Origin of the sequence: Bradyrhizobium sp. Cp5.3 (assembly GCF_000426265.1) — a bacterium.
GTDB classification, from domain to species: domain Bacteria; phylum Pseudomonadota; class Alphaproteobacteria; order Rhizobiales; family Xanthobacteraceae; genus Bradyrhizobium; species Bradyrhizobium neotropicale.
Map to the genome: position 1 here is coordinate 1 of NZ_KE384516.1, position 12,604 is coordinate 12,604.

Below are 12,604 nucleotides of genomic sequence, written 5' to 3' on the forward strand. Positions count from 1 at the left end.
TCGACGAAATCCTGACTGTCGTCCGGTTGAAGTTGCCGAAGGAGCTTCGTCGATCGCTCGCCTGTACCAACATCGCCGAGAACATGATGGGCACCATTCGCCGCGTCACGCGCAACGTCAAACGCTGGCGGGATGCCGGTATGGCCTTGCGATGGGTCGCGGCCGGCATGATCGAGGCCAACAAGGGCTTCCGACGATTGAAGGCGCATAAGCAATTGTCGGTTCTGCGTGCGGCTCTTCAAGCTCGCCACAATCGCATGACGATCAACCCCGTTGCCCACGTCACGAGGGCCGCGTAACATTCATTCCGGCAACGTCGGCCCGACCTAGTTCAACAGCGATCGGGACATCCCCCAAGACATTGTGCCGCACCTATGTCGCTCGCGGGGCTCGAGCGGATTGCTGAAATGAAGAAACGCGTACTGGTTGTTGCGCGAGAGACTACCCTTCGCGCCGAAATTGCACGTGCATTGCACCCTGCCGGCTATTCGGTCGAATTGGCCGCCGGCGAAAAACGCGCGTTGGAACTCATTGCCAACGAGCAGATCAGCACAGCGATCGTGGTGTCCGACCCGGGCGCCGCGAGCTTGGCGTTCGTTCGTCAGCTTGCTGACAAAATTCCTAGCCTCATCGTACTGGCGGAGCGGCCGGAGGATATCGCGAGGCTCAAGAACTCGCTTCCTGACGTCCCCCTCTACAAGTCACGGCCGCTCGATGAACCGGCACTTCTCAAGCATCTCACCCGGCTCATGCGGCCGCCGGTACATGACGACGTCAGACCCACCCCCGCCGCGTTGAGCCTGGCGGGCTGCAAGATCGATTTTGCCGGGCGCAGCTTCATTCACGCCGATGGACGCCAAGTCGCGCTGACGCGCGCGGAGGCATCGCTCCTGATCGTGCTGGCCAACAGCCCGGGCGCGGTGCTGTCGCGGGACGAGCTAAGTCGCGCGATCGGCGGGAACGGCGTCGAGCTGTATGGGCGCAGTATCGACGTGCTGATCGGCAGGCTGCGGCGCAAGATCGAGCCTGTTCGGAAAGTACCGCGCTTCATTCTCACTGTTTCAGGCGGTGGATACAAATTCGCCGCCAGCACCCCGGCTATCGATGGCGATTCATCGGCAACGGAAAGATCCGCAGAGAGCTCGCCAGCGCAGCAGCCGGCGGGTTATGCGCCCGACGGATCGGCCCCCGGTCTGCCTCACGCCGGTTCAGAGAGACGGCAGGTTACCGTGCTGTCCTTCGAGTTGATCGGTCCGACCGACGGCGCGAGCAGCGGCGACCCGGAACGTTTCGCCAGCACGCTGCAACGCTTCCAGGATGCCTGCGCGAGTGTCATCTCAAATGCGAACGGGTTCACGTCCGGGGTGGCCGGGCACGAAGTCCTGGCGCTTTTCGGCTATCCCAAGGCCCATGAGGATGATGCGGAACGCGCCGTGCGCGCCGGACTGGACCTGGTGACAAAGGTAGCCGAGCTCGCATCGTCCTCGGGAGAGCCGGTTCACATCCGGGTTGGAATAGCCACCGGGCTGGTCGTGATCACCGATCAGCGCGCGGTCGGACAGCCCTCGGCGATCGCACCTCGGTTGCGCAACATCGCATCGACAGATTCGGTTCTGGTGGCGGCAAGTACACAGAGCCTGTTGGGCAACGCTTTTATCTGCGGCGAACCTCGCACCCACGAATTCGTGGGTGTTCCCGAAAGAGTGACCGCGTTCCTGGTCACCGGACGCAATGCCTTTGACAACCGCTTCAGCGCCAAGCGGGGGCCACGGCTCACCAAATTTGTCGGACGGCAGCACGAATTGCGGCAGTTGATGGCGGCCTGGAAAAACGTGAAGGCCGGCAAAGGTCAGGCAGTCCTTCTGTGCGGCGAAGCCGGTATTGGAAAGTCGCGCGTTTGCGAAGTTGTGCTGCAGCGTATTTGCGCTGAGCCGCATACGACGATGCGGTATCAATGCGCGCCGCACCACGCCAACAGCCCGTTTCATCCGATCATCGAGCAGCTCGAACGAGCAGCGCAATTCGAGCCGGGGGATACGCCAGCGGTCAAGCTGAAGAAGCTCGGTGCGGCCCTGTCCGAATCGGGCACTGCAGCGCCGGCCGATATTCTCTCCTGCGCCAACCTGCTTTCGATCCCCACGGTAGAGACAGCCACGGCGGACCAGACCCCGCATCGCAAGAAGGATCTCGCGATCTCGGCCTTGATCCGGATGATGCTGGGATCTGCACGAGAAGTACCGCTTGTCGTCGAACTTGCCGACGCCCACTGGGCGGATTCAAGCACGCTGGAACTGTTCGGCATGCTCATTGCGTCAATCAAGTCGGCGCATGTTTTCGTCCTGATGAGCTTCAGGCCGGAATTCTTCCCGCCGTGGCTCGATGAACCGTACGTCACGATGCTTCGGCTCGACCGGCTGGGACGCGAGCCGACGGAGACCATCATCCTGGACGTTGCCCGGCGCAAATCTCTGCCGCTCGGCATGCTCGCGCAGATCGTCAGCAAGACCGACGGCGTTCCCTTGTTTGTGGAAGAACTCACCAAGTCGGTCATGGAGTCCGGCCTGCTCCAGGACACCATCAAGCGGCCCGTCGCGAGCAACGAGCTGCCAACGCTGGCGATCCCCGCGACACTGCTGGACTCCCTCACGGCCCGCCTCGACAGGCTCGGCCCGGTCAAGAAGGTCGCCCAGATCGGTGCAGTCATCGGCCGCGAATTCTCTTACCCGCTGCTCGCAGCCGTCGCGCCTTTGTCAGGCCCGTTCCTGGAGGCCGCCCTCGCCCAATTGGCCGCTCCCGAACTCGTATTCGTCCGCGGCGAGCCGCCGAATTCGGTTTACGTCTTCAAGCACGCACTGGTTCAAGACGCGGCATACGGCACCTTGCTGCGCTCCGAACGACAGCAACTCCACGGCCGAATTGCGGATGCAATCGAAGGCGGCTTCCCCGAGTTGGTCGAAAGCCAGCCCGAGCTGCTGGCCCATCACTTCATTCAGGCAGGACTGACCGTAAGGGCGATCGGCTACTTGCGAAAGGCCGGTCAGCGCGCGATCGAGCGATCGGCCACCTCCGAGGCCAAGCGCCATCTCACCCGGGCGCTTGAGTTGCTGCAAGCGCACCCTGAGGGTACAGCACGCAAGCGTCAGGCGCTTGAGCTGGAAGTCATGCTCGGTCAGGCATTGATCGCAAGCCACGGCTATGCCGCCCCCGAGACGGGCGAAGCTTTGTTGCGAGCGAAAGCTCTCATTGACGATTCAACGGACCCTGCGCAGAAGCTTGCGATCCTGTACGGCATATGGGCCGGCTACTATGTCGGCGGACAGGTCGCGAGGCAAACGGAAGCAGCCCTCGAGTTTCTGGCTGAAGCCGAGCGTCATCACGACTCCGGCGCGCGATGCGTTGCCCATCGCATCGTCGGAACGACCTATCTGACCAAGGGAGATTTCAAAGCCGCGCTTCCTTACCTAACGAAAGCCAAGGCGCTCTACGACCCGCGGCAACATGCACTGTCGCGCTCCCGCTACGGTCAGGACATCGGAGCGGCGGCGTTATGTTATCTGAGTTGGGCATTGTGGCATCTCGGATTGTTCGAACAGGCCTCGCAAATCGCAGACGCGGCGGTGAACCGTTCAAACGAGCTATCCGACCCGCACACTAGCGCCTTCACCATCTGCCATGCGCGCGGCCTGTTTGAAATTTTCGGGCGTAGCGCCCGGCAGATGCGGACTTACGCCGAACTGGTCGTCACGTCCTGCCGCGACCATGGCTTGTCGCACTGGATGGCTTGCGGCCGCATCCTCGAAGGATGGGCGAGCATCTGTGAGGGTGATTTTGATCAGGGAATTGAACTGCTTCAATCGGGCATAGCCAATTGGCAAAAGGCAGGAGCCCGTCTTTGGCTCCCTCTGTTCCTGGCGCTGGAAGCAGAGGCCCATGCCAAGCACGGTGACATGGCGTCAGCTCGAACAACGATCGAAAAGGCGATTGCCGTCGCCGAGAAAGGCAGTGAACAATGGTTTCTTGCCGAATTGCTGCGCCTCAAGGCAGGCTTGCTTCCCCGGATCAAGGGCACGGCTAAGCAGATGGAGGCTCTCTACGTGACGAGTTTGCAGATTGCCGAACGCCAGCAAGCACGATGCTGGGAACTCCGCACGGCCTGCGATCTTGCATCGTTCTGGCGGCGCAGCGGGCGCGCGGTGGATGCGATAGGGCTGCTGCAACCGATCTACGACCAATTCACAGAGGGCTTTAATTCCACCGACCTGCGGCGTGCGCAGCAAATTCTTCATGAACTGAAATCGGAGCAAGCTTAAAGGCGGACGACGCCCGCGCAGGTTTCGAGCGCCCAGCCACGGCTTGGCGGTGACCTGCAAACGAATAATCCTCGCCGGCCGAACGTTTCTTCAGCCAATCTCCTGCCGGACCTTGGCCGCCGCATCGCACATTGCCTTCAACTTTCCGAACGCGGTCGCGCGCGGCATATACTTCATGCCACAATCCGGCGCCGGAACCAGACGGTCCGGCGAGACATATTTCAGACCGTTGCGAATGCGGTCGGCGACTGTGTCGACACTCTCGATCGCGGGATCTGCGAGGTCGAGCACGCCGAGCATGATCTTCTTCGACGAGAGGTCCTTGAGCACACCGAGGTCGAGCTTCGGTTGTGCCGCCTCGATCGAGATCTGGTCGGCAATGGTTTCGTCGAGCTCGGCAAGGAACGAGTAGCCGGCTGGCTTGTTCGAGCCTGGCACGACTGCCGCATAGCCGAAGCAGAGATGCACGACGGTGGGCACGGTAATGCCCTTCAGCGCGCGGTTAATCGCCTTGACAGCATAGCGCTTGGCGAGTTCCGGATTGTTGCGCACCCAGGGCTCGTCGAGTTGGATCACGTCGGCACCGGCCTTTTGCAGATCGAGCGCTTCGGCGTTGACAGCTTCTGCCAGCGCCATCGCCAGCTCTTCCTCGTCCTTGTAGAACTCGTTCTTGGCCTGCTGGCTCATCGTGAATGGGCCAGGAAGGGTAATCTTCGCGGCGCGCTTCGTGTTCTTGCGCAGGAACTGCATATCGTGCAGATCGACCGGTCCCTTGCGCTTCACGGGACCAACAATGCGCGGCACCGGCGTCTGGGTATTGCCCGCGCGCGCCACGATCATCGCCGGATTGTCTCCGCCGATGCCGTCGAGCGCCGTGGCGAAGCGATTGGAGTAGCTCTCGCGGCGGATTTCGCCATCGGTCACGATGTCGATGCCGGCGCGCTCCATGTCGCGGATCGCGACGATGGTCGCATCGTCCTGCGCCTCCTCCAGATGCTCCGCCGGCAACCGCCACATATCGTGCAGACGGGTGCGCGGCACCACCTTCGACAGCAATGCACGACATCACGCCCTTCTTGCGTCCGGCGGAAACTAGCGACGGCGGATCGAGGATGATGTCGGCTGCGCCCGCAGCCATGCCTTCAAACGTCTCGGCGCCACTGCGATAGATGGTCAGCTCGGCCTGGATGCCTTCCTTCTCGAACAGCTTCTGCCGCACGGCCGTCACGGCGACCGTCGTCGGCCAGTATGTTTTGGTGGGGAGACCGACGCGAATGGTGTCGGCTGCGCTCGCAGGTCCGGCCAGAATTGCGGCGGCTACGAGCGATATGAGCGCGTGACGGCGATCGAGTCTCATTACTGGCTTCCTTCCCGGTCTCTGATTATTATTTTCGGCGTTCGCTTGATGGTCAGGTTGAGCTGCTGACCGCCGCAATTCGGGAAGCCGCGAGCTCAACGAATTCTTTGGTGACGCCGAAGTGCCTTGACAAGGCGCGAACTGCGGCATCCGCATCGCGCTTCACCACAGCAGCGACGATCGCCTTGTGTTCGGCTTCGACGTCGCGCGGCTTGCCGACCTCTCTGCGGATCGCGAGGCGGCGATAGCGCTCGCTTTGCTCGTGAAGCACGTCGCGGAAGCCAAGCAGCCAAGACGAGCCGCAAGCATTGACTAGTGCACGATGGAAGATGCGATGACGGACGACCCACTCCTCGTAGTGCACCGTCGGATCGTCAGGATAGCGATATGGAACGGCCTTCAGATCCGCCCAGGCCGATTTTACCGAAGCTAGCCAGGCATCATCGCCGCGCTCGATCGAGCGGCGCAGCGCAAGACCCTCGATGTCGATCCGCATCTGCGTCACGTCGGCGAGATCGGCGAGCGAGACCGGACTCACGCGAAAGCCGCGCTGGTCGGATGCCTGCACGAGGCCGTCGGCGACCAGACGCGACAGCCCCTCGCGCACGGCGGCTAGGCTCACGGAAAACTGCTTTGCGAGTCCTGCGATGTGCAGCTCCTGACCCGGCAGCAGCCGCGTCGCCAGGATGTCGGCGCGCAAACCGTTCGTGCAGCGCCGATGTCAGGCTGCGCGGACCATCTCCGGGGCTTCCGTCTCAACGTCCTACGAATGAGCAGGCCCGGACGGCGCGACGTCAAGGCGAACGGCAACACCGTTCAGGTCCGGGCTCGGCGAAGGATAAAGCTTCATGACCAGCGGATCGTGGCCCGGGACGACGTGGTCCACGTCGGGCGCCGCGGCGCGTAGCTTGTCGAAACCGACCAGCATATCGCCGACGTGAAACGCGGTCGTGAAGGGACGCTCGCTGGTCATGTTCTCGTAGAAATGGCTGACGTCGGAGGCGAGCACGACGGGGCCCCGTCGGGTGTGGACGCGAACGAACTGAAGACCGGCGGAATGTCCGCCGGCTGCATGGACCGTGAGCCCGGGCGCGATCTCGGCGTCGCCATCGTAGAACAGCACCCGGCGCGCGTAGTTCAGCCGCACGATCCCGCAGACGTCCTCGACCTCGAAGGAATGCGAGAGACGCGGATATTGCATATAGCGCCCGGTGGCGTAGGCGAGCTCCCGCTCCTGAAGGTGAAACCGCGCGTTCGGAAACCGGTCGAAATTGCCGGCGTGGTCGTAGTGCAGATGCGTGAGGATCACATCCTTGACGTCGGCAACGTCCACATCGAACGCGGCCAACGTCTCCACCGGGCAGCGCAGGAACGTCCGCCTGCGCTGCTTGGCGATTTCGGCGTTGAACCCGGTGTCGATAACGAAGGTGGGTCCGCCTCCCTTCGCCAGCCACATGAAATAGTCCATCGGCATCGGCCCGTCATGTGGGTCGCCGCCGATGAAGTGCTCGCTCCGCTGCGCATCCCGCGTCGCGTAGCGGATGGCGAAAAGCTCGTATTCCGGGTCCGCCATGGGGGTCGCCCTCAGGAACCGGCCGCGTCGACCTCGTTAAAAGCCTCGCGCGCGTTGCGGAAGGCGTCGATGCCGGCAGGCACGCCGCAATAGACGGCAACCTGGAGCAAAATTTCCTTGATCTCCTCCTTGGTCAGCCCGTTCTTCAGGGCGCCCTTGACGTGCAGCTTCAATTCGTGGGGGCGGTTCAGCGCGCCGAGCATCGCCAGGTTGACGATTGAGCGCGTGCGCCGATCGACGCCGGGCCGGGACCACAGCGCGCCCCAGCAGAATTCGGTCGACCATTCCGCCATGGTGCGCGTGAACTCGTCAGCGCCGGCAATCGACTTGTTGACGTAGTCCTCGCCCAGCACCTCTTTGCGAACCTTGAGGCCCTTTTCGAACAGTTCGGTCTTGCTCATGATCGTCCCTTTCAAGTGTTGAGAGAGTCTAGTTGGAAGAAGTGTGGCGCGGCACCAATGGCGGGCGCAGCGATTGCAGGAGATTGCCGACGTCGTCCGCCGCATCGAATTGCCAGACCGCGTCAATGACGCGGTCCGCGTCCCAGTCGCTTTGACCGGTGCGCACCCCTTCGCGCAGCTTCTCTTCAATGTCGCTGTCTGAAAGCGGCGCAGCCTGGCTGCCGCGCGGCGAGACGACGGTCTCGGTGAGCACCTCGCCGGACAACAGGTGCAAGGTGACGCGCGCAGCGCCATCCGGCATCTGAGCATCGAGCTCCGCCCTCACCTTCTGCCGCAGTTGCTCGATATCGGGCCGGACCACAGTCTCCTGCGCGAACTCGGTCACACCGGCCGCGCCGAGCAGCAATCCGCAGGCCACGCAATGATGAATGCTGACGCGCGCATCGCGCTCGTTGTTGACGGGGCGATCGCCGCGCGCGAGCAGCAGCGCCGAGCCCTGCACTGTCACGGACTCGATCTGGTCGACCTTGCGGCCGATCCGTTCGCGCAGCAGCAGGCAGGCATCGATGACGGAATGGAACACGATGCCGGCGGGATAGGGCTTGTAGGTGTTCTTGGCGATCTCCCAGCGCTTGCCGAGACCGTCGAGCAAACGAGGGAGATCCGGCTCGTCGCCCATGGTGCGCGCCCAACCGAGCGGGCCTTCGATGGCGCGTGGCGCGGCCCCATAGCCCTGCTGCGCAAGCAGCGCGGCGAACAGCCCGTTCCGCGCCGCGTTACCGACGCTGACATTCTTGGCAGCGCTCGGCAGGTTTTCGACATTGCCGGCTGACTGGCTCGCCGCAACCCCGATCGCGTTCGCAATCCCCTCCGCAGGCAAGCCCAGGAGCTTCGCACACGCTGCTGCAGCACCAAAGATGCCGCAGGTCGAGGTGATGTGCCAGCCGCGCGCATAATGACGCGGCGAAACCGCATTGCCGATGCGGCACTCCACATCCACGCCGAGGATGAACGCCGTCAGCACCTCGCGCCCCGACAGTTTTCGCGTCTCCGCAAGCGCGAATGTGGCAGCGGCGACCGGCGCTGCCGGATGAATGATCGTCTCGGGATGGGTGTCGTCGAAGTCGAGCAGATTCGCTGAGATGGCATTGAGAAACGACACACACAGCGCAACCATCGGCTGCGAGTGACCGATGACCGTCGATGTCGCGGCGCCGCTGAACGGCGCCAGCGTGCGCATCGCTGCAGTGACGACGGGATCGCGTGCGGAGCCGAGCGCGGTTGCAAAGAAATTGAGGATCGATCGCCGCGCCTCAGCGCTCTGCGCCTCGACGTCTGCCCATGACGAGGATGCGACGAAATCGGCGAGCGTCTTGCTCACACTCGGAGTTGGGACTTGCGGCACGCGGGGCGTCTTCCTCGTTTTCCCGAACCATATGACGATCCGCGGCAAACTGTCGACCCTAAATGTTATGCTTGACAGCTTGTCTGACAATCATAACAATCTCGGTTGCTGGCGCGGGATCCCGCTGCCACGACGACGGCGGCCGACAGGGCCGGCCGGCGAAAACGATTGACCAACGAGATCAAGAAGGCGCGCCCGTCACGGGGCCGTGCGACAGGGAGTAGACGATGGCGGGAGAAATCCTCGGCATAATCGGGACGGGACGTATGGGCGGCCCCATGGCAGGGCGATTGATCGACGCGGGCTATTCGCTCGTTGTCTATGACACCCAGACAGAAGCCACCCAGCCGTTGGCCAAACGCGGCGCGCAGCTCGGCAAATCGCCGGCGGACGTCGCCTCGCGCGCCGACATCGTGCTCGCAAGCCTGCCGACGCCCGACATCGTCAAGGCCGTCACGCTCGGACAGGACGGCATCAGCAGCGGTAACCGCGCCAAGATCGTGATTGATCTGTCGACCTCGGGTCCGGGCGCGGCGAAGCTTGTTGCGGAAGGCCTGAAGGCCAAGGGCATGACGCTGGTCGATGCGCCCGTCAGCGGTGGGATCAAGGGCGCCGTCAACGGCACATTGGCCGTGATGGTGTCATGCCCGCAGGCGACCTACGACACCGTGCAGCCGATCCTGAAGAATTTCGGCAAGCTGTTCTACACCGGCGACAAGCCCGGCGTGGCGCAGACGGCCAAGCTCGCCAACAATCTGATGGCGGCGGCGGCGCTGGTCATCACCTCGGAAGCCGTCGCGATGGGCGTCAAGGGTGGTGTCAACGCAAAGGTGCTGATCGACATCATCAACGCCAGCAGCGGGCGCAACAGCGCCTCCGAAGACAAATTTCCCCGCGCGGTGCTGCCCGGTACGTTCGACTTCGGCTTCGCCACCGGCCTTTCCTATAAGGACGTTCGCCTCTGCGTGGACGAGGCCGAGGCGATGGGCGTGCCGATGGTCTGCGGCGCGGTGGTGCGGCAGATGCTCGCGATCACCAACGCGAAATATGGCGCGTCTTCCGACTTCACCTCGATCGCCAAGGTGCTCGAGGAGTGGGCCGGCGTCGAGATGCGCGGCTGATCGCGCAAACTATCGGGGAGAGCGATTGCGATGACGATCGGCCCGACCGGATCAGGCAAGGTCTCGCTCGCCCGCCAGATGGCGCGGAGCGTGCTTGCGCGGGATCTCGGAGATTTCGGGCCCGAAGTCGTCGCCAAGGCAAAGCTCTGCCTGCTCGACTTTTTGTCCTGCGCCTTCGAGGCAGGCAATCATCCCTGGAGCCGCCAGGCCGTTGCGATCGCGCAAGCCGGCGGCAGCACAACGATCATCGGGACCTCGCAGCTCTCCTCACCCGCCGACGCGGCCTTCGCCAACGCCGTGATGGGGCATGGTCTCGTGCGCGAAGACATGCATGCGGCCAGCATCGCGCACCACGGTGTCGTGATCTGGCCGACGCTGCTGGCGCTGTCGGAACAGGCGCCGCTGCACGGGAGCAGGCTGCTAGCCTCTGCCATCATCGGCTATGAGGCCGGCGCACGGATCGGCCGCGCGCTCCTGACCTCCGACCTCGCGCGTCTCTATCGCCCGACGGGCCTGGTCACGCCTCCGGGCGCGGCACTCGCGGGAAGCTTTGCGATCGGCCTGTCCGAGGACCAGGCAACGAGCGCCATCGCGATCGCGGCCAACACCTCCAGCGGGCTGAACGAGTGGCCGCATGCCGGCGGGTCCGACATGTATTTCCATCCCGGTTTCGCCGCCAGCAACGCGATCAAGGCGATCGGTCTTGCCGCAGCCGGCGCTTTCGGCTCGGAAACGATCCTCGAAGGCGAAGCAGGCCTGTTCGCCGCCTATCGCCGCCAGGCCGCTCCCGACAGCATCGCACTCTTCCCCAATGGGGAGAGCGAAATCATGGCCGTCTACAACAAGCCGGTCCCCGCCTGCAATTTCGCGCAGACCGCCGCTCAAGCGGCGCTTCGCGTCTCGCATGAACTCGCCAGCGCCGACGAAATCGACCGCGTCGTCATTCGCGCGCCAGGTGCCGCGGTCCGCTATCCCGGTTGCGACTCCATGGGGCCCTATCGCAACGCGCTACAGGCCAAGATGAGCATTCCGTTCAGCGTCGCCGCGACGCTGGCGCGGGGCGAGATCGAGGAAGAGAATTACTCTGAGCTCGACGATGCCGACATCATCCGCCTGGTGGCAGTGACGGACCTCAAGGCCGATGCCGGCTTCACCGCCGCTTTCCCCAGCAAGCAGGGCGCGGAGGTGACCGTTCATCTGCGCGGCGGCCGGACGATCCGGCACACCTTGCCCGACGTCATCGCCGCAACACCTGCAGATATTCGCGCACGCTTCCGCGCTGCCGCTGCCAGAGTCCTCGGCAAGGACCGCGCACATCGGCTCGAGCAACTCATCGACGACTGCGAACAGCTCGGTAATGCCGGCGCCATCGCAGCGCAGTGCCGTCTGGAAACGGAACGGGTTTTACGATCGGCATCATAAGAAATGCCGGAGAGCACGGGGGAAACATGGTCGACCTGGAGACCAGCTTAGAACCGTCAGCAGCGCGGAGGCGGGGCTGATGGAAGGATTTCTGCAAGCGCTCGCCGCGGGCCTGCTGATCGGTGCCGTCTACGGCCTGATGTGCGTCGGGCTCGGCCTGATCTTCGGCGTCATGCGGGTCATCAACTTCGCCCATGGCGATTTCATGATGCTCGGCATGTACACCGCCTTCTATCTTTTCACCGCCGCAGGCGTGCAGGCGCTGTTCGGCAATACGGTCGGGCCGTTCGTTGCCATCCTTTTGGCTGGGCCCGTGCTCGCCGTGTTCGGCTATTTCGTCCATCGGGCCTTGATCTCGCATGTGTCGGGGACGCGCACGGCCTCACTGGAAGGCGAAGGCCATTACGCCCAGCTCATCCTCACGCTCGGCATCGCGCTGATCCTGCAGAATGGCGGCCTCATTGTGTTCGGCTCGGTGCTGGCCTCGATCCGCACGCCGCTGTCGAGCTCGGCCTGGGAGCTCGGCCCCTTCCTCGACATGAGCATCTTCCTCAACAAGGCCCGCAGCATCGACGCGATCGTCTCGCTGGCAATGATGATTCTGCTCTCGCTGCTGATCACGCGCACGCGGATTGGCAAATCACTCCGCGCCGCCGCCGATAATCCGACCGCCGCGACCTATATGGGCATCGACGTCGATCGCGCGCACCGCACCGCCTTCGCGCTCGGCTGCGGCATCACCGCGATTGCCGGCGGCCTGCTCGCGACCAACTATCCGTTTCATCCTTTCGTCGGCCTCGAATACGTCATCGTCATGTATGCGGGCGTCGTGCTCGGCGGCATGGGCAGCATCATCGGCGCTTTCTGGGGCGGCATGACGATCGGCCTCGTGCAGCAGATGTCGACGCTGATCCTGCCGACGCAATTGCAGAACGCCGCGATCTTCGCGGTCTTCCTCCTCATCATCTTCTTCCGCCCGCAAGGCTTCTTCGGGCGCATGGTCGAGAGGACGTGA

At 63.4% G+C, this 12,604-nt stretch carries 8 protein-coding genes and 2 pseudogenes; 5 read left to right on the forward strand and 5 right to left on the reverse strand.

What is annotated here, in order from left to right:
• Positions 1–299 (forward strand): annotated as a pseudogene (locus K289_RS47485) (IS256 family transposase); the annotation flags it as partial.
• A 108-nt stretch (positions 300–407) separates the two neighbouring features.
• Positions 408–4,310: an AAA family ATPase gene (locus tag K289_RS47490; protein WP_198024906.1), complete on the forward strand. Its 3,903-nt coding sequence runs from the start codon at positions 408–410 to the stop codon at positions 4,308–4,310.
• A gap of 90 nt (positions 4,311–4,400) precedes the next feature.
• On the opposite strand, the pseudogene K289_RS47495 reads toward K289_RS47490, so the two are convergent.
• From K289_RS47495 to K289_RS0142930, 5 genes and pseudogenes are all read right to left on the reverse strand, one after another.
• Positions 4,401–5,372: pseudogene (locus K289_RS47495) on the reverse strand (uroporphyrinogen decarboxylase family protein); the annotation flags it as partial.
• A 347-nt stretch (positions 5,373–5,719) separates the two neighbouring features.
• A complete protein-coding gene (locus tag K289_RS47500; protein WP_245284171.1) occupies positions 5,720–6,367 on the reverse strand; it encodes a GntR family transcriptional regulator in 648 nt (215 codons plus the stop codon).
• A gap of 63 nt (positions 6,368–6,430) precedes the next feature.
• Positions 6,431–7,240: an N-acyl homoserine lactonase family protein gene (locus K289_RS0142920; protein WP_027556922.1), complete on the reverse strand. Its 810-nt coding sequence runs from the start codon at positions 7,238–7,240 to the stop codon at positions 6,431–6,433.
• 11 nt (positions 7,241–7,251) lie between these two features.
• Positions 7,252–7,641: a carboxymuconolactone decarboxylase family protein gene (locus K289_RS0142925; RefSeq protein ID WP_027556923.1), complete on the reverse strand. Its 390-nt coding sequence runs from the start codon at positions 7,639–7,641 to the stop codon at positions 7,252–7,254.
• A gap of 28 nt (positions 7,642–7,669) precedes the next feature.
• Entirely contained in the window at positions 7,670–9,046 is a 1,377-nt protein-coding gene (locus K289_RS0142930) for an MmgE/PrpD family protein (RefSeq protein WP_027556924.1), read from the reverse strand.
• A gap of 227 nt (positions 9,047–9,273) precedes the next feature.
• Here K289_RS0142930 and K289_RS0142935 point away from each other — a divergent pair, with 227 nt between their 5' ends.
• The 3 genes from K289_RS0142935 to K289_RS0142945 all read left to right on the forward strand — a co-directional run bounded on the left by K289_RS0142935 (position 9,274) and on the right by K289_RS0142945 (position 12,604).
• The gene (locus K289_RS0142935; RefSeq protein WP_027556925.1) at positions 9,274–10,167 is read left to right on the forward strand and encodes an NAD(P)-dependent oxidoreductase; all 894 of its coding nucleotides are present in this window, start codon (positions 9,274–9,276) and stop codon (positions 10,165–10,167) included.
• Positions 10,168–10,197: 30 nt separating this feature from the next.
• Positions 10,198–11,589, forward strand: coding sequence for an MmgE/PrpD family protein (locus tag K289_RS0142940; RefSeq protein WP_027556926.1), 1,392 nt, complete (start codon positions 10,198–10,200; stop codon positions 11,587–11,589).
• A 79-nt stretch (positions 11,590–11,668) separates the two neighbouring features.
• Entirely contained in the window at positions 11,669–12,604 is a 936-nt protein-coding gene (locus K289_RS0142945; protein WP_027556927.1) for a branched-chain amino acid ABC transporter permease, read from the forward strand.